At 71.6% G+C, this 17,398-nt stretch carries 16 protein-coding genes and 1 riboswitch; of the genes, 8 read left to right on the top strand and 8 right to left on the bottom strand.

Annotated features, from left to right (window positions below; all coding sequences use genetic code 11):
- Nucleotides 1–1,498, top strand: a 1,498-nt coding sequence (locus ACWC0C_RS31705; RefSeq protein WP_450867485.1) for a DUF5691 domain-containing protein, incomplete at its 5' end; no start/stop codon positions are given.
- A gap of 65 nt (nt 1,499–1,563) precedes the next feature.
- Here the strand turns inward: ACWC0C_RS31705 and ACWC0C_RS31700 are convergent.
- Complete coding sequence (locus ACWC0C_RS31700) at nt 1,564–1,995, bottom strand: cobalamin B12-binding domain-containing protein (RefSeq protein WP_449198859.1); 432 nt, start codon at nt 1,993–1,995, stop codon at nt 1,564–1,566.
- A gap of 225 nt (nt 1,996–2,220) precedes the next feature.
- Between ACWC0C_RS31700 and ACWC0C_RS31695 the strand changes: the two genes are divergently transcribed.
- Both ACWC0C_RS31695 and ACWC0C_RS31690 read left to right on the top strand, forming a co-directional pair.
- Nucleotides 2,221–3,072, top strand: coding sequence for an esterase/lipase family protein (locus ACWC0C_RS31695; RefSeq protein ID WP_450867483.1), 852 nt, complete (start codon nt 2,221–2,223; stop codon nt 3,070–3,072).
- A gap of 221 nt (nt 3,073–3,293) precedes the next feature.
- Nucleotides 3,294–4,781, top strand: coding sequence for a M23 family metallopeptidase (locus ACWC0C_RS31690; RefSeq protein WP_450867482.1), 1,488 nt, complete (start codon nt 3,294–3,296; stop codon nt 4,779–4,781).
- A 61-nt stretch (nt 4,782–4,842) separates the two neighbouring features.
- Here ACWC0C_RS31690 and pcrA read toward each other — a convergent pair whose 3' ends face one another.
- A complete protein-coding gene (gene pcrA, locus ACWC0C_RS31685; protein ID WP_450867480.1) occupies nt 4,843–7,335 on the bottom strand; it encodes a DNA helicase PcrA in 2,493 nt (830 codons plus the stop codon).
- A 220-nt stretch (nt 7,336–7,555) separates the two neighbouring features.
- Nucleotides 7,556–7,699, top strand: a riboswitch (cyclic di-AMP (ydaO/yuaA leader).
- Nucleotides 7,700–7,722: 23 nt separating this feature from the next.
- On the opposite strand from pcrA, the gene ACWC0C_RS31680 reads away from it, so the two are divergent.
- Nucleotides 7,723–8,916 (top strand): NlpC/P60 family protein, encoded by a 1,194-nt coding sequence (locus ACWC0C_RS31680; RefSeq protein ID WP_450867478.1) that lies wholly within the window; start codon nt 7,723–7,725, stop codon nt 8,914–8,916.
- 134 nt (nt 8,917–9,050) lie between these two features.
- The gene (locus tag ACWC0C_RS31675) at nt 9,051–9,260 is read left to right on the top strand and encodes a hypothetical protein (protein WP_450867477.1); all 210 of its coding nucleotides are present in this window, start codon (nt 9,051–9,053) and stop codon (nt 9,258–9,260) included.
- Between the two features lie 3 nt (nt 9,261–9,263).
- On the opposite strand, the gene ACWC0C_RS31670 is transcribed toward ACWC0C_RS31675, so the two are convergent.
- Entirely contained in the window at nt 9,264–9,617 is a 354-nt protein-coding gene (locus tag ACWC0C_RS31670; RefSeq protein WP_449198854.1) for a hypothetical protein, read from the bottom strand.
- Between the two features lie 426 nt (nt 9,618–10,043).
- On the opposite strand from ACWC0C_RS31670, the gene ACWC0C_RS31665 reads away from it, so the two are divergent.
- Nucleotides 10,044–11,111, top strand: coding sequence for an NlpC/P60 family protein (locus tag ACWC0C_RS31665; protein ID WP_450867488.1), 1,068 nt, complete (start codon nt 10,044–10,046; stop codon nt 11,109–11,111).
- A 27-nt stretch (nt 11,112–11,138) separates the two neighbouring features.
- Here the strand turns inward: ACWC0C_RS31665 and ACWC0C_RS31660 are convergent, their stop codons facing one another.
- Nucleotides 11,139–11,885, bottom strand: a complete 747-nt coding sequence (locus ACWC0C_RS31660; RefSeq protein ID WP_449198853.1) for a LuxR C-terminal-related transcriptional regulator — start codon at nt 11,883–11,885, stop codon at nt 11,139–11,141.
- Nucleotides 11,882–13,174 (bottom strand): ATP-binding protein, encoded by a 1,293-nt coding sequence (locus tag ACWC0C_RS31655; protein WP_449198852.1) that lies wholly within the window; start codon nt 13,172–13,174, stop codon nt 11,882–11,884. Before ACWC0C_RS31655 ends, ACWC0C_RS31660 begins: the two co-directional genes overlap by 4 nt.
- A gap of 211 nt (nt 13,175–13,385) precedes the next feature.
- Here ACWC0C_RS31655 and ACWC0C_RS31650 point away from each other — a divergent pair, with 211 nt between their 5' ends.
- Together ACWC0C_RS31650 and ACWC0C_RS31645 are read left to right on the top strand one after the other, a co-directional pair.
- Complete coding sequence (locus tag ACWC0C_RS31650; protein ID WP_450867474.1) at nt 13,386–14,834, top strand: PspC domain-containing protein; 1,449 nt, start codon at nt 13,386–13,388, stop codon at nt 14,832–14,834.
- A complete protein-coding gene (locus ACWC0C_RS31645; RefSeq protein ID WP_450867472.1) occupies nt 14,821–15,030 on the top strand; it encodes a hypothetical protein in 210 nt (69 codons plus the stop codon). Before ACWC0C_RS31650 ends, ACWC0C_RS31645 begins: the two co-directional genes overlap by 14 nt.
- Nucleotides 15,031–15,102: 72 nt before the next feature.
- Here the strand turns inward: ACWC0C_RS31645 and ACWC0C_RS31640 are convergent, their stop codons facing one another.
- The 3 genes from ACWC0C_RS31640 to ACWC0C_RS31630 form a co-directional block, all read right to left on the bottom strand.
- The gene (locus tag ACWC0C_RS31640) at nt 15,103–15,633 is read right to left on the bottom strand and encodes a DoxX family membrane protein (RefSeq protein ID WP_450867470.1); all 531 of its coding nucleotides are present in this window, start codon (nt 15,631–15,633) and stop codon (nt 15,103–15,105) included.
- A 144-nt stretch (nt 15,634–15,777) separates the two neighbouring features.
- Nucleotides 15,778–15,942: a hypothetical protein gene (locus tag ACWC0C_RS31635; protein WP_450867469.1), complete on the bottom strand. Its 165-nt coding sequence runs from the start codon at nt 15,940–15,942 to the stop codon at nt 15,778–15,780.
- A 67-nt stretch (nt 15,943–16,009) separates the two neighbouring features.
- Nucleotides 16,010–17,290, bottom strand: a complete 1,281-nt coding sequence (locus ACWC0C_RS31630; protein ID WP_449198847.1) for a hypothetical protein — start codon at nt 17,288–17,290, stop codon at nt 16,010–16,012.
- Between the last annotated feature and the right edge of the window lie 108 nt (nt 17,291–17,398).

The raw sequence follows: 17,398 nt of genomic DNA, 5'->3' as shown, positions 1-17,398 counted from the left end.
GAAGGAACTCCCGAAAGTGAAGCTTCAGCGCAAGAACCGGCTGCGCGCCCTTTCGCTCGGTGCGATCGCCGTCTCCGGCGGCCCGGCCCTGCCCGCCGCCGCGGCCCGCAGACTCGCGACACTGCTGGCCGACCGCTCCGGCGGCGGGCCCGGTGGCCGCCGGGGCAGCTCACCGGACCTCACGGAACTGCTCCCGCAGTGGCTCGCGGCGGCCAACGCCCACGGTTACGCTGCGCCGCCGCAGGCGCTGCCCGCCCTGCTGGACGCAGCCCGGGGCCGTACGGACCTGCGCCCGGCCGCGCTGGCGTTCGCAGGCCCGCGGGCCCTGTGGCTGGCCCGGCTGAACGGGGACTGGCGCTTCGCCCTGCGCGCGGCTCCCGGCGGCGGCGCCGCGCTGCCCGACCCCTCGGACGCCGAGGCGGTGCGGCGGCTGTGGCAGGAAGGGCTGTTCGCCGAGCGGGTGGCCCTGCTGGGCGCGCTGCGCGCCGGTACGCCCGCACTGGCGCGCGAGCTGCTCGCGTCGACCTGGCCGACGGAGCGGGCGGAGGACCGGCTGATGTTCCTCGACTCGCTGCGCACTGGCCTGTCCGCCGCGGACGAGCCCTTCCTGGAGCAGACGTTGGGCGACCGCAGCCGCAACGTGCGGGCGACGGCGGCGGAGCTGCTCTCGGCGCTGCCCGCTTCGGCGCTCGCCGCGCGCATGGCCGTACGGGCCGCGGCATGTGTGGCCCTCGACCGTACCGGGAACTCACCGGCGATCACGGTGGAAGCGCCGCTCGAGTGCGACTCCGGTATGGAGTGCGACGGTGTGGTGGCCACACCTCCCGCGGGAAGAGGGGAACGGTCATGGTGGCTGGGGCAGTTGGTGGAGTCGGCCCCGCTCGGCACTTGGCCGGGACGACTCGGCGGGCGGACGGCGCGGGAGATCGTGGCGCTGCCCGTGGCGGACGGCTGGCAGGGCGAACTGCACGCGGCCTGGTGCCGGGCCGCGGTGCGGCAGCGGGACGCCGAGTGGTCGAGGGCCCTGCTGGGCTCGCCGTCGGCGCCGGAGGCCGGGGGGCCGGGCGCGGTGTCACTGGCGGAGCGGGCAAAGCTGCTGGCCACCCTGGAGCCGGCGGAACGGGCCGCGTGGGTGGCCGGATTCATCGCGGCCCACGGCCTGTCGGAGGCGTTCCAGCTGCTCGGGGTGTGCGCGGTGCCGTGGGCCCCGCCGCTGGGCCGGTCAGTCGTGGACGCACTCAACATCGCCCGGGACGCGGGCAGTTACCCATGGAGTTTCAGCGGGGTGATGGGCCTGGCCGAACGCTGCCTGGACCCGGCGGAGGCCGGCCGGCTGGAGGCGCTGCTGGCGATACCCGACGAACGGGAGGACGCCGCGCCGGGGGCCGGAGGCTATTGGGCGGAGGCGTTCCAGCGGCTGATGACCACGCTGCGGCTGCGGGCCGAGATGGCCCGCGAATTGGCACCGACCGGCATCACCAGCCCGTCCGGCGCTTGAGGACGAGGCCGTTCAGGCCGATCGGGGGTCTGGGGGCGGAGCCCCCAGGGACACCGGCGCCCTGCTCAGCGAACCGTCGGCTCAACCGCCGGAGGCACCCGCACGTTCTCCCGCACCCACTCCACGATCGACGTGGTCGTCGCCCCGGGCGTGAAGATCTCCGCGACGCCCTTCTCCTTCAGCGGCGGGATGTCCTCTTCCGGGATGATGCCGCCGCCGAAGACCAGGATGTCCTCGGCCTCGCGCTCCTTGAGCAGGTCGATCACCGCGCTGAACAGCGTGTTGTGCGCGCCGGAGAGGATGGACAGGCCGATCGCGTCGGCGTCCTCCTGGATGGCGGTGTCGACGATCTGCTCCGGCGTCTGGTGAAGCCCGGTGTAGATGACCTCCATGCCCGCGTCCCGCAGGGCACGCGCGATGACCTTGGCCCCGCGATCGTGGCCGTCGAGCCCCGGTTTGGCGACCACCACGCGGATCGGACCGGCTGCCACACCCATCACTGCCTCCATCACACGACCACGGAAGCGATCGCTTCCGTCCGTAACGACAAGTACCGCACTTTTGGCGCGTTCCGCCACCCGTCGTGAAGTGAACGAACGTTATCTCCAGCATCCCGCAACCGGCAGTTTTACGGTGCGCAGCGAGGGGGAAATCACATGGTGGGACATGAGGGCACACGGGGGATCGAGCCGTCCTCCGGCGTGCCGACAGGAGGTCGGCCCATGAAGGTCACCGGGGTGCTGCCGCTCTTTCTCCCGTTCTGCCGCCGCCTGTGGCCCGACAGACTCACCGGAATCTCCGTGGCGCTGCTGAAGGCGACCGCTCTCGAGGCCGCGATCCTGGCCGGCCATCTCCTGCTGTATCCGACCGGCCTCACCCAGGAGCGCCGCTACCCTGCCCTGCCCGCCCGCGACGGCACGGCCCAGCTTCCGGTGCGGTCCGGCCCGCCGGTGGTGCTGCTGCACGGTTTCATCGACAACCGCTCGGTGTTCGTGCTGCTGCGCCGCAACCTCGCCCAGCACGGCGGGCAGCGCGTCATATCGCTCAACTACTCCCCGCTGACCTGCGACATCCGCGCCGCCGCCGAGTTACTGGGCCGGCACATAGAGGAGATCTGCGAGCGCACCGGAAGCGACCGGGTCGACATCGTGGGGCACAGCCTCGGCGGCCTGATCGCCCGCTATTACGCACAGTGTCTCGGCGGTGACCTGCGGGTGCGCACGCTCGTCACGCTCGGTACACCGCACTCGGGGACCAGCGCGGCACCGCTGGCCAACGCCCATCCGATCGTGCGGCAGATGCGGCCCGGTTCGAGCGTGATCGAGGAACTGGCCCGGCCCGCGCCCGGCTGCCGTACGCGATTCGTCAGCTTCTGGAGCGACCTGGACTCCGTGATGGTCCCTCTGGAGACGGCCTGCCTGGAGCACCCCGACCTCGACGCGCAGAACATCCGGGTGACCGGCATCGGGCATCTCGCGCTGCCCGTGCACCCGGCCGTCGCGACCGGGATACGCGAGGCGCTCGACGCCGCGCACTCCGGGGACCGGATCGCCGACGGCCTGACGGTGGCGTGAGGTATCCGACGCCGGAGTGACGCACAGGTGACGAACAGTCACCGCATATCGAACACCAATCGAACTCTCGGCCAAACTCGTGTCCGGCGCCCCCCGAAACACCGCCGAATGCCCGTTTCCCGCCAACGCGAAACCACCCGAAGATTGTCGCGCCCAGGTACCGGCGGGTACAGTCGCCGCACTGCTCTGGCAGCCCTGTTGTCGAGGCGAAAGAGAAGTTGGTGAACGACCGTCACCCGTCGGGGACCATGACCACCCCGGCTCCGGCTTCCGACGCCTCCGCCGCGCACTACGCGCATTACGGGGCCCACGAAGCCACCTACGGCGACCTCACCACGTACGGCGGCTACGACGCCACCGGTTTTCCGGACGCCGGCGGCGGCACCGGTTCCTTCTCCACCGACCCGCTCTTCGGCAGCATGCCCGGCGCGCAGAGCACCGGCGCGTACGACACCACGCAGTGGCAGACCGCCCAGACCCTGAACTACGACCCGTACGCGGCCCAGCACCACGCCGCCTACGACTCCGGCGTCTACGACACCACCGCCTGGACGGTCCCCGCCCAGGCGACGGGCAACGACATCAGCGGCCAGTGGGACGCGAGTGGCTGGCTGCAGCCCGACCAGTCCGGCATCGCCGACCCGACCCAGCAGTGGGAGTGGGGCACCCAGACCTTCGAGACGGGCACGTACGACGCCACGCAGTGGAACTCCGGCGGCCAGGCCGTACCGGCGGAGCCCGAGTACGGTGCCGAACCGTTCGACCAGCAGGCCACCGCCGCCTTCGAGCAGGTCGGCGCCCCGGAGGCCGCGGCCTTCCCGCAGGTGCCCTACGACGACCAGGCGCCGTACCAGGACCCCGACTTCGGTGAGCCGGGCTCCACCGGCGAACTGCCCGCCGTGAACGATCTGCTGGACGACCAGGAAGAGGTCACTCCGGTGCCGGGGCCCCGCGCCGGCGCACGCAGTGCCGCGCGTTCCCGCCGTCGTACGCCCGCCAAGCGCTCCGCGCTGCTGACCGTCGCGGTGCCGTCGGCCTGTGTGATGGGTGTCGCCGGGATCGCCGCCGCCTCGGTCGGCGCGCTGACCGACGACGGCAAGGACACCGCCGTCTCCGCCTCGGACGCGCACGCGGTCCAGCCGTCGATCGCCAACAGCAAGCTGGACAGCCAGCTCACGACCCTCTCCGCCGGCGCCCATGACTTCGCCGACCGGGCGAGCCGGACGCAGGAGCGGATCGACCTCAAGAACCAGCAGCAGATGGAGAAGAAGAAGGCCGCAGCGCAGGCCGCGCTCAAGGAGCGGCTGCGCCCCAAGTTCGTGCTGCCGGTCCTGCAGAGGGGGCTCAGCGCGTACTTCGGCCAGGCCGGCGTGAACTGGATGTCGGTACACACGGGCATCGACTTCCCGGTCTCGTACGGCACCACGGTGATGGCCGCGACCGACGGCGTCGTCTCCACCAAGTGGAACAGCGCCTACGGCAACATGATGATCGTGACGGCGAAGGACGGCACGGAGACCTGGTACTGCCATCTGTCCAGCTACCGGGTCCCCGACGGGACGTCCGTCAAGGCCGGAGATCCGATCGCCTACTCCGGCAACTCCGGCAACTCCACGGGTCCGCACCTGCACTTCGAGGTACGGCCCGCGGGCGGTGCGGCGATAGACCCGCTGCCGTGGCTGCGGAGCCACGGACTGGATCCCACCTGAGCATCCCCGCATCCAGTGGGCCCTCGCCGTTCCGCGAGGGCCCTTGGACGTGCGGCCGGACCTACAGCTTCTCCACCGGCGCGTACCGCAGCAGCAACCGCTTCGGCTTGCCGTCTCCGAAGTCGATCGTCGCCTGGGCCTTGTCCTCCACGCCCGACACCGCGACGACCGTCCCGAGCCCGAACTGGTCGTGGGTGACCCGGTCGCCGACGGCCAGGGACACCACCGGCTTGTCGGTGGCCCGCCGTGTGGCGAACCCGGACGCGCCCGCCGCCGAGGAGCGCGAGCGGGTCGAGGACAGCGAGGCCGCGATCCCGGAGGCCGGGCCCGAGGACACCGGCGCCGCCGCTCCGGTCCGCTTCCACTCCAGATGGGCGGCCGGGATCTCGTCCAGGAAGCGGGAGGGCGGGTTGTACGACGGCTGGCCCCAGGCGCTGCGCATCGCCGACCGCGTGAGGTACAGCCGCTCCCGCGCGCGTGTGATGCCGACGTACGCCAGGCGCCGCTCCTCCTCCAGCTCCTTGGTCTGGCCGAGGGCGCGCATGTGCGGGAAGACGCCGTCCTCCATGCCGGTCAGGAACACGACCGGGAACTCCAGGCCCTTGGCGGTGTGCAGGGTCATCAGTGTGATGACGCCGGAGCCTTCCTCGTCCTCGTCGGGGATCTGGTCGGAGTCGGCGACGAGGGCGACCTGCTCCAGGAAGTCGGCGAGGGTACCCTGCTCGCCTTCGCCACGCTCCTGCTCGAACTCCAGGGCCACGGCCGCGAGTTCCTGGAGGTTCTCGATGCGGGTCTCGTCCTGCGGGTCGGTGGAGGCCTGCAACTCGGCCAGATAGCCGGTGCGTTCGAGCACCGCCTCCAGGACGGTCGCCGCTCCCGCGCCGGACTCGACGATCGTGCGCAGGTCCTCCATCAGCGTGTTGAACCGCTTGACCGCGTTGGTGGAGCGCGCGGCCATGCCGTAGGCCTCGTCCACGCGCTTGAGCGCCTGCGGGAAGCTGATCTTCTCGCGCTGGGCGAGGGCGTCGATCATCGCCTCCGCGCGCTCGCCGATGCCCCGCTTGGGCACGTTGAGGATGCGGCGCAGCGGCACCGAGTCCTCGGGGTTGGCGAGGACGCGCAGGTAGGCCAGGACGTCCCGGACCTCCTTGCGCTCGTAGAAGCGGACACCGCCGACGACCTTGTAGGGCAGGCCGACGCGGATGAAGATCTCCTCGAAGACACGGGACTGGGCGTTGGTCCGGTAGAAGACCGCGACATCGCCGGCCTTGGCCTCGCCCGCGTCGGTGAGACGGTCTATCTCGTCGGCGACGAACTGCGCCTCGTCGTGCTCGGTGTCGGCGACATAGCCGGTGATCTGCGCGCCCGCGCCCGCGTTGGTCCACAGGTTCTTGGGGCGGCGGGACTCGTTGCGCTCGATGACCGCGTTGGCGGCGGACAGGATCGTCTGCGTGGAGCGGTAGTTCTGCTCCAGCAGGATCGTCGTCGCGTTCGGGTAGTCCTCCTCGAACTGGAGGATGTTGCGGATCGTCGCGCCGCGGAAGGCGTAGATCGACTGGTCCGCGTCACCCACCACGCACAGTTCGGCGGGCAGGAGGTCGTCCGCGCCGGGCGGTACGTCGGCGTCCTTGGCGGCACGCTCGCCGGTGCCGACGAGTTCCCGTACGAGCGCGTACTGGGCGTGGTTGGTGTCCTGGTACTCGTCGACGAGGACGTGGCGGAAGCGGCGGCGGTAGTGCTCGGCGACGTCCGGGAAGGCGCGCAGGAGGTTGACCGTCGTCATGATCAGGTCGTCGAAGTCGAGGGCGTTCGCCTCGCGCAGCCGCGACTGGTAGAGGGCGTAGGCCTGGGCGAGGGTCTTCTCGAAGCCGTCCGTGGCCTGGGCGGCGAAGTCCTCCTCGTCGATCAGCTCGTTCTTCAGGTTGCTGATCTTGGCGCTGAACGACTTCGGCGGGAAGCGCTTGGGGTCGAGGTCCAGATCGCGGCAGACCAGGGCCATCAGGCGCTTGCTGTCGGCGGCGTCGTAGATCGAGAACGAGGAAGTGAAGCCGAGCTTCTTGCTCTCCCGGCGCAGGATGCGTACGCACGCGCTGTGGAAGGTCATCACCCACATCGCGTTCGCGCGCGGGCCGACGAGCTGCTCGACGCGCTCCTTCATCTCGCCCGCGGCCTTGTTGGTGAAGGTGATCGCGAGGATCTGGCCCGGGTGCACATTCCGCTCGGCGAGCAGGTGCGCGATGCGGTGGGTGAGCACGCGGGTCTTGCCGGAGCCGGCGCCGGCGACGATGAGCAGCGGGGAGCCGGCGTGCACGACCGCGGCGCGCTGGTTGTCGTTCAGCCCCTCCAGCAGTGCCGCCGAGTCGAGCGCGGGGCGGGACGCGCCGTCGCGGTAGTAGGCGTCCGGGTCCGGCGGCAGGTCGAACTTCCCGCCGAACAGATCGTCCGGAACCGGCTCCGGAGCGTGATCGTCCTCGGGCGGAGGCGGGTGCTCCTCCTCGTGCCCGCGAGGGGTCTGGAGGTCCGCCAGGAAGCTGTCGTCAAAGAGGCTGCTCATCGCTCTCCGAGTCTAGGGCGCCCCACCGACAACCGGTCGCCGTCCCGGGAAGATGGCCGCCGCGGGCGGCGCGGGAATGCCCTTACGCTGCGGAATCGTCCGATGACGGGAACGTGTTCCCGAGCTCAGATCACAAAAATGTATCGGACATATCACGCACCAACCTTCACACTAGTCACACGAGTTGGCTAGGTTGCCGTCAGGCCGCGTGCGCGGCCTCCGCCGAGTCCGGTGTACCCCTCGTGGTGCCCGGAGCCGGGGACCCACCGATCCTGGGGTGAATCGGCCGACTCCCGCCCGGGACGACGCCGTAGGGCAACCCTTCCGAACCGCCGCCCGAACCCGACAGCTAACCCGGTAGGCGGCCCACTGGAAGGAGCGCCTCCCTTGGCGTCGCACCGCAAGCCGCGCCCCGGCGGGACCATCGGGGCGGGCTTCCGCACCCCCGCCCTCGCCACCGCCGCCCTCACCTCCATGGCCGTGTTCTCGCAGAGCGCCGAGGCCGCCCCGGGAACCGATCACACCAAGCCGAGCCTGGAGGAGGTCGAGAAGAAGGTCGACGACCTCTACCGCCAGGCGGAGTCGGCGACCGACAAGTACAACGCGGCCAAAGAGCGCACCGGCAAACAGCGCGGGCGCGTCGACGCCCTGCGCAACGAGGTCGCCCGGCGCACCGAACGCCTCAACAAGGCCCGCGAGGAACTGGGTTCCTTCGCTGCGGCCCAGTACCGCACCGGCGCCTCCGCTCCCGACACGGCCACCTTCCTGCTGGCGAACGACCCGCAGGACTACTTCGACCAGACCCAGCTGATGAGCCGGCTGACGTCGCGGGAGAAGAGCGCGGTCGACGACTACATCGGTGAGCAGGCCACGACCATGAAGAAGCGGCGGGAGGCCGCCGAGAGCCTGCAGACGCTGACCGACTCGCAGCACGACCTGCAGAGCGCCAAGGCCACCGTCCAGAAGAAGCTGGCCTCCGCGCGCGACCTGCTGTCGCAGCTGACGGCCCAGGAGAAGGCTCGGCTGGCCGCCATCGAGCGGGAGAAGCAGCAGGAGGCGGCGCGCAAGGCGGCCGAGCTGGCGAAGCAGCAGGCTCAGCAGCAGGCCGACTCGTCGTCCTCGTCCTCGTCGTCCTCCTCGTCCTCGGGGTCCTCGGGATCCGGGTCCGGTTCGACGGGCTCCGGCTCGACCGGCTCCACGACGTCCGGCTCCGGCTCGTACGACACGAAGGCCGAGAAGGCGATCGCCTTCGCCCGCGCGCAGATCGGCAAGCCGTATGTGTGGGGCGCCACCGGGCCGGACTCCTACGACTGCTCGGGCCTCACCCAGGCCGCCTGGAGGGCTGCCGGCGTCACGCTGCCGCGCACCACGTACGACCAGGTCGACGCGGGCACCACGGTCTCCCTGGCCAATGCGCGGCCGGGCGACCTGGTCTTCTTCTACGACGACATCAGCCATGTCGGCATCTACATAGGCAACGGCATGATGATCCACGCCCCGAAGCCGGGCGCGTACGTCCGCGAGGAGTCGATCTACTACGGCGGAGAGTCGATCATCCACAGCGTGGTCCGACCGGGCTGACCACCGGGTTTCGCGCGCCACCGTTTTCGCGCCCCACGCGCGCGTACCTGCGTTTTCGCGGTCCGCCGTTTTCGCGCTCCACGCGCGCGTGCCCTTCCCGGGCCGGGGCCCTGTGGTTCCCTGGCATCGGGCGCATGCCCGGCATCTCAGGTCTGCGTGCGCGGTGGGCGACGGTGTTCCCGATGGGGATGACGGCGGCGGCGACGCTGTCGGTCGCGAGCGCCGTCGGCGTTGCGTGGCTCAGCCGGGCGGGACGGGTGCTGCTGTGGGCAGCGGTGGCGGTGTGGCTCGTGGTCGCCGCCGACGCGGTGCTCGCGGCCCGCACCGGCGTCAGGGACGGATGAGCGTCAGGTCCACAGCACGGCGATGAAGATGTTCGCCATGGTCAGCAGGCCGACCAGCCCGAACGCGCCCTTGTCGATCTTCTCCTCGTCGCGCTTCACATAGACCAGGCCGAGGATCACGATCAGCAGCGCCAGCTTGACGCCGATCTTGATGGTGTTCACGTGGTGGTCGTCGGCCTGGTTGAGACCGATCAGGGCCACGCCGGTGACCAGCATGGTCAGCGCGCCGTGCAGCATCCCGGGCACGAACCGGGCCGTGCCCTGGCCCATCGCCTTCATCTGGGTGAGGAAACCGCCGAGCAGCGCGGCGATGCCGATGATGTGCAGGCCGACGAAGAGATGGATGAGTACGTCCATGGGGCCGGAGCCTAACGAGGAGGTATGGACCGCCCGTCACCGGGCCCGGCCGCAGTACTCGACGATCACGCGCGGGTGATCTTGCATATATGCGCTCCATAGCACCCCGCACCCGCCTTCCGTCCCGCTTTCCGCGCTTCGGTCACCACGCTGCGTGAAGGCGACGACTCCAGAACGGCGGTGTGGTCACATACGGTCACATTCCAGTCTGTCGGAGCCAGTTCCGTACAGCGCGTTACCTGCTTGTCACAGTCGGGCCTAGCGTCCTCCCCCAGGTGACCGGCTTCCCACCGCCGCCCGGGCCAGGGCGGCTGTCGGTCACCACCGCCGAGAAGGTCCGGCGGTGGCCTGTTTCCCCTGTGCGGGCCGCCGCCGGACGCACGGCTCTCGGTCGTACGACTCGTACGGAAGGACGTGACGGTCCAGGTGGCAGCGCACCGCAAGCCCCGGCAACGCTCCATGGGTGGCCCGACTGCCCGGACGGCCGCCACGCTCGCCCTGGCGGGCGCGGCCACCGCAACGGGATTCGACGGGACGGGACACGCCGAGCCGCAGCCGACGCCGGCACAGGTGAAGGCCCAGGTGGACAAGCTGTACCAGGAGGCCGAGGCGGCGACCGAGAAGTACGACGGCGCGAGGGAGGGGGCGGACACGGAGCAGCGGCGGCTGCACTCGCTGCAGGACGAGACCGCCCGCAAGCAGGCCAAGCTCAACACGGCCCGGGACGCGCTCGGTTCGTTCGCGGCGGCGCAGTACCGCGAGGGCGGCTTCGCCCCGGCCTGGCAACTGGCCCTGTCCGGCGACCCCGACCGGTATCTGGAGGACGCCGCGTTCGCGGAGCGGGCCGGTGACCAGCAGGCCGCTGCCGTGTCCCAGGTGCGCGAACAGCTGAGGGAGATCGAGCAGTTGCGCGGCGCGGCGCGCATCGAGCTGACGTCGCTGCGGTCACGGCAGGCCGAGCTGCGGCGGCAGAAGAAGACCATCACCGGCAAGCTGGACGAGGCCCGGCGGCTGCTGGCACGGCTCACTCCGCAGCAGCGGAACGAGGTCACCGGCGCCGACGGCACCGCTCCGGGCCGTGCCTCCCGGTCGGCCTCCGACCCCCGTGAACCGCTGGAGCAGGCCGGGTCGGCCACGGCCGCCAACGCGCGCGCCGCGGCGGCCATCTCCTACGCCTACGCCAAGCTCGGCAGCCCCTATGTGTGGGGCGCGGCCGGCCCGAACGCCTTCGACTGCTCGGGCCTGGTCCAGGCCGCCTACCGCTCCGCCGGCATCTCCCTGCCCCGCACCACCTACGCCCAGATCGACGCGGGCCGACGCGTCTCCCGCTCCGAACTCCAGCCCGGGGACCTGGTGTTCTTCTACTCCGGGATCAGCCACGTCGGCATCTACGTGGGTGGCGGCGAGATGATCCACGCCCCGAACCCGTCGGCCCCGGTCCGGCTGGCCCCGGTCGACCTGATGCCGTTCGCGGGGGCGACCCGGGTGGCGTAGGGGCGGGCCCGTAGGGGTCGGACAGGGTCAGACCAGCCGGCGGGCCGTCGCCCAGCGGGTCAGTTCGTGGCGGTTGGACAGCTGGAGCTTGCGCAGGACCGCCGAGACATGGGACTCGACCGTCTTCACCGAGATGAACAGCTGCTTGGCGATCTCCTTGTAGGCGTAGCCACGGGCGATCAGGCGCAGCACCTCGCGCTCGCGCTGGGTGAGGCGGTCCAGGTCCTCGTCCACGGGTGGGGCGTCGGTGGAGGCGAAGGCGTCAAGGACGAACCCGGCCAGCCGCGGGGAGAAGACGGCGTCTCCCTCCTGCACGCGGAAGATCGAGTCGACCAGATCGGTGCCGGTGATGGTCTTGGTGACATAGCCGCGGGCACCGCCGCGGATCACACCGATCACGTCCTCCGCCGCGTCCGACACGGACAGTGCGAGAAAGCGGACGGGCCGCTCGGTGTCCGCCATCAACGCCGCACAACGGCGCAGCACTTCGACGCCACCGCCACCCGGCAGGTGGACGTCGAGCAGGACCACCTCGGGCCGGGTCGCGGTGATGACCGTGACCGCCTGGTCGACGTCCGCGGCCTCGCCGACCACCTCGACACCGGTCTGGGCGGTCTGCCCGATCTCGGCCTGGACGCCGGTGCGGAACATCCGGTGGTCGTCCACCAGCACCACCTGTACGTGCCGTCCGCCCGCCCCGCCGTCGGCAGCCCGGGGGGACCCGGCCGCCTCGGGGGCTCCCGCCGTGCCGTTCGCCTCGGTCGCGTCGCTCATGACGTCTTCTCCGCCCTCTCCATCTCCAGCTCGACCTCCGTGCCTCCGCCCGGCACCGACCGTAGCCGGGCCGTGCCGCCGTGGCGCTCCATGCGGCCGATGATCGATTCTCTGACGCCCATGCGGTCGGCGGGTATCGAGTCGAGGTCGAAGCCCGGGCCGCGGTCCCGCACGGACACGAAAACCGTTCTACCCTCGACTTCGGCATAGACCTGTACGGCGCCGCCCTCGCCACCGTACTTTGCGGCGTTCACCATCGCCTCGCGCGCGGCCTGCATCTGCGCGCCGGTCCTCTCGTCCAACGGACAGTCGCCGACTACGACGACCTCGATGGGCACACCGTGCTTGTCCTCCACCTCGGCGGCGCTGCGCCGCACCGCCTCCGCGACCGTGTCCGGCTCGTCGGCCTCGTCCTTGCCGGTGCCCTCCGGCTTGTACAACCAGGTGCGCAGGTCACGCTCCTGGGCACGGGCGAGGCGGCGGACCTCGTTCGCGTTGTCGGCGTTGCGCTGGATCAGGGTGAGGGTGTGCAGCACGGAGTCGTGGACGTGGGCGGCGACCTCCGCGCGCTCCTGGGCGCGGATGCGCATCAGGCGTTCCTCGGACAGGTCCTGGGTCATACGGACCAGGTACGGGCCGGCGAGGAGCGTGATGCCGACGAGGACGGCGAGGGCCGCCTGGAGGACCGCGCCGAGATGGGCGGCCGAACCCTGCATCACGAAGATGGCGGAGACACCGGCCGTGACGAGCAGGACACCGCCGGCCGCACGCAGCAGGGTGAGGGTGCGGCGCCGGCGGCCGACCTCGACCCAGCGGGCCCGGCGGGCGTTGTCCGCCTGCCGCCAGACGAGAGCGACACCGGCCGCGACGAGAACGGCGGGCAGCAGATAGGCCTTGGCCGCGCCGCCGAGATTGACGCTGCTCACGAAGACCACGGACACGATGACCATGAGGAGCAGAGCGACGATCTGGCCTCGGTCCGGCCTGCGGGCCACCCGTCTGCGGCGGCCGTCCTGCGCGGTCTCCGTGGAGACGAGCGACGGCGGCCTCTGGTCGCCGACCCCGCCGACACCGAGGGGGACGAAGAACCAGAACGCCGCGTAGAGCAGCGCGCCGAAGCCATGGGCCATGAACAGGCCGACAAAGGCGAGCCGGACCCAGATGACGGGCAGCCCGAGATGCCCGGCGAGGCCCCGCGCCACTCCGCCGAGCCAGCGTCCGTCGCTGCTGCGGTAGAGCTTGCGCGGAGGCCGCGGGTCGTCGACTGGCAGGCTTGCGGCTTCCGGCATGCCAACGATGGTCACATGCCCGGCGGGGTCAGGCATCAGGGTCGGCCCCCAAGACGCCCCTGATCTTCCTCGGGGCCGGGTCGGGGGCGCCGGTCGCGGGGCGATCCCGGGCCGCTCGAACGCCTCCCCGCCCCGTCTCAGGGCCGATTTCAGGGTTCGGCCAGGGTCGTCCCGACTGCCGCGGCGGCGGCCGGGCCGTCACCATGGACGCATGACGGATCACGAGCACGCCGCGACGGGTCCGGGACCCGGCCCCGGCCCGCGCCCGGCCCCGGGCACCGGACCGACGGATGCCGCACCCGCCGCGACGCAGAAGACGGGAGCGGCCGGCACCGGCACCGACACGCAAGCCGACGAACAGCAGGACCAGGAACAGCACACCGCCACGGCCCCCGAGCGGTTCCAGCGCGACCGCCGGCACAAGATGATCGCGGGCGTGTGCGCGGGCCTCGGCCGGCACACCGACATGGACCCGGTGATCTTCCGGATCACCCTGGCCGTACTGTCCGCGACCGGCGGCATCGGCCTCATCTTCTACGGCTTCGCCTGGCTGCTGGTGCCGTACGAGGACGAGGAGGAGAACGAGGTCCGCAAGCTGCTGACCGGCCGCGTCGACGGACAGGCGCTCGCCGCCGTGCTGTTCGCCCTGGTCGGCTGCGGGATCTTCCTGACCATGCTGAGAAACGGCGGGGTGCTGACCTTCGCCGTGGTGCTCTCCCTGCTGCTGGCGGGCGCCGGGTACTGGTCGCGGCGCCGTGGCGCCCCCGGCCCCGACCCCCTCGCCGCGCAGGCCGCTGCCGACGCCCCGCCGGAGGCCCAGGCACCGCCGGTCGTCGACATCTATCCGTCCTGGTGGCGGGACCCGATCGTCAAGGACGGCACCCATGTCGGCGGCACCGGGTATCTGTGGGGGCCCGGCGACGCACGCGACCGGGACCTCACCCCGGTGCTCGACGTCGGCATCGCCACCCCCTGGACCCACCCCGGCTCCATACAACCGCGGCCCGCCGCACCCCCAAGACCGCGCGGCCCACGCTGGATCGGCGGCTGGGTGTTCCTGCTCGCCCTGGTGGCGGGCGGCCTGGGCACCGGGCTGACCTGGGACACGCATCCGCTCGGCACCAGTCTGCAGACCGGCCTGGCGTGCGCGCTCGCGATGTTCGGCCTGGGCGTCGCGGTCAGCGCGTTCCTGGGCCGTACGGGAGCCGGGACGGTGTTCCTGGCGATCGTCACGGCAGGGCTGCTCGCCGGGGCGGCGGCCATGCCCAAGGACATCACCACCCACTGGAGGGACACCTCCTGGACACCCGCCGCGACGGCCGAGGTGCGGCCGGCCTACGACCTCGGCACCGGACGCGGCACCCTCGACCTGAGCCGGGTGCACCCGGGCAAGGGGCGGACGGTGACGACGGACGCCCATGTGGGCGCGGGACAGCTGAAGGTGATCCTCCCGGCGGACGCGACCGTGCGGATGAACATCAAGGTGGGCGTCGGCGACATCCGATTGCCCGGGGACAACAGGAAGGACGTGGACGTGCAGCCGCGCAGGCTCGAGAACGTGACGCTGACGCCGGCCAAGGCCGCCAAGGACACGGGCACGCTGGACCTGACACTCGGGGTCGGTGCGGGACAGGTGGAGGTCAGTCGTGCTGCGTCATGAGTTCCAGCCCGGGAAGCTGGTCGCCGGGCTCTTTCTCACCGCCACCGGAGTGGTCTTCGCGGGAGACGCGGGCGGCGTGTGGAAGACGCCGTGGGTCGCGATCGTGCCGCTGGTCGTGGGCGGCCTCTTGCTGGCCGGCGTCACGGCGTTCGTGGCCCGGGCCATACGCAGACGAGGCGGCGCCGAGAGCGGCTAGCGGTCGCGCTCCAGCGGGCCGACGGTCGGCCGGCGGTGGGCCATGGTCGGTCGGCAGTCGGCAGGCACTCCGTCAGCGGTAGCCGCCCAGGCGATGTTGGCGTCGGGCTCGCCAGGCCGCGTCGACGGAGAGGTAGGGCGCGCCGGCGAGGATCAGGGGGATCCAGGCCATCAGATAGGCGAGGTCATTGCCGTAGTAGTAGGGGGTCGTCGACCAGCTCACCGTCATCCACAGGCTGAACGAGATCAGCGCGCCGCCGAGGGCGGCCAGCCGGGCGAGCAGGCCGAGCAGGGTGCCGATGCCGACGGCCACCTCGCCGAAGGCGATGGCGTAACCGAAGCCGACCGGGGATTTCAGGGCCAGGTCGACGAGGGCCGGGATGGCGGCGGAGTCGCGGGCCGAGCGCATGGTGTCGCCGATGGACCCGGCGCCGCCGGACTTCATGAAGGCGCTGTCGGTGAGCTTGTCCAGGCCGGCGTAGATGAAGGTGACGCCGAGGAAGACACGCAGCGGCAGAAGGGCGTAGTGGGCGGCGGTGTCCCGCCAGCCGCGCAGGCCGCTCAGCCGGCTCATGTGCGTGTCCGTTCGGATGCCGTGAGTCATCGTCGTCAGCCGCCTCTCGCCCGCCGTCCCCACCCCTCACCTGACCATACGTATGACGAGGGAGCGCAGTTCAATCCCAACCCAGATGTTTTTCCGGATTTCGGCCCCGCGTGCGAAGGGAGCGGACGGGGTGAAACCGCACGGTCAGTCGCAGGTCGGCCGGTCAAGGGAGGTGGCAGTGGTGCGACAGGGAGTGGTCACATCGAGGGTGGGCAGGCCGTCGCCCTGCTCGTCGTACGCGTCCAGCAGGTGCCAGTGCGGATCGGCCGGTATCACCGACAGAGCGCTCTCGCTCATCGGCCTGCTCATCAGCCTGCTCCTCGCCCGTCTCGCCCGTCTCGGTCGTCTCGCCGATCTCGTCCGCCGTCTCCGTCGTTCACTCCGTGACCTGGACGATGCACCGGTTGGTCGCCACCCCGGCCGCGGTGACGACCTGCACCTCCACCGCGCCGGGCTCGACGTCGGCCGGTACGGGCACGGTCAGGACGCTGTCGGTGGGGTTGCTGAAGCCGCCGGTGACGGGGACGAGCGGCACGTGCACATCGACGGTGCCGATGCGGACCACCATGCGGGAGAGCCGGTCGGCACTCCGGGCGCCGGGCGGCACGAAGCCGGCACCGCGGATCTCGATGTCGTCGCCCGTACGGATCGGCCCGTCCAGGTCACCGGGTTCACGGACGCGCACCACGGAGAGGACGACGGGGCGACCGCCCTCGGAGTACTTTCCGGCCAGGTAGGTCGCGGCCGAGATCAGCACCAGCACGCCCAGCCCCCAGGGCAGATCGGGCAACTGGTCGGGGCGGCGGGCCAGCCGTACCGCGGCGAACAGCAGGGCGACGGCGCTGAGGGCGACGTACTGGATGTCAGCGAAGGCGCCCCGGCCGGAGTCGTCGGTGAGGAGGTCGGCGGCGCGCGGCCGGTGCGCCGGCACCTTCTGCAGCCGCTGCGCGAGAACGCGCAGGCCCACCACCCGGCGGACCAGGACGGCGATGCCGCACACCACGGCGAGCACGGTCACCACGCCCGCGCCGCGCGCGAGGTCGAGGCCCGCGATCAGCGCGTCGCGTTCGGTGTGGTCGGAGGCGGCGGCCAGTCGGGCGGCCAGCAGCAGGACGGCGTAGACGGCGAACAACACCCAACAGGCGGCGACCGTACGGGAGGTGGAGATCCGGTTGTCCTCGCCGATCACCGGGGCCAGCGCCCCGCCGCGCGCCCGGTGGAGCCAGGAGGCGGCACTGAGCGTGCCGGCGACGACGAGCGCGGCGGCCAGGGCCGCGGTGCGGGCGCCGGTCCAGCCCGCGCCGACCGCGGTGAGCGCCTCGCCGAGCAGCAGCCCGAGGACCGCGCCCCACACCGTGGCCACCGTCCGCAGCCACAGCCGGGCGAGCCACGTCTCGCCCTCGGCGCGGGCGCGTTCGGCGACGGCCTCCGCCCGCTGGGTCAGTTCCTCGGAGACCCACTGGCGGGACGCCGAGGCCGAGTGCGCCACGGCCGTCGGCAGGCCCTGCCCGGCCGCGAACTCGTCCCGCCGGCGCAGGAACGCGGCGACGGCCCGCCGGTGCCCCTCCCGGACGCCGTGCGGACAGTCCCCGCAGGTGCAGCCGCCCTCGTGCATTCCCTGGGCACCCGTGCCCTGTCTCGCCTCCTGCACCGCCACGCCCGGCGCCCGCCTTCCCCACGACCTTCCGGCACGACCTGCGGCCCCTCGCTGGAAGGCCTGAACGCCGCGCAACTGCCTTGCATCGACTGCGAATTGTGCCCTATG

The organism is Streptomyces sp. NPDC001709 (assembly GCF_053596375.1).
Note: the sequence above shows the minus strand (reverse complement) of the source record. Positions and strands in the feature narration are given on the sequence as shown.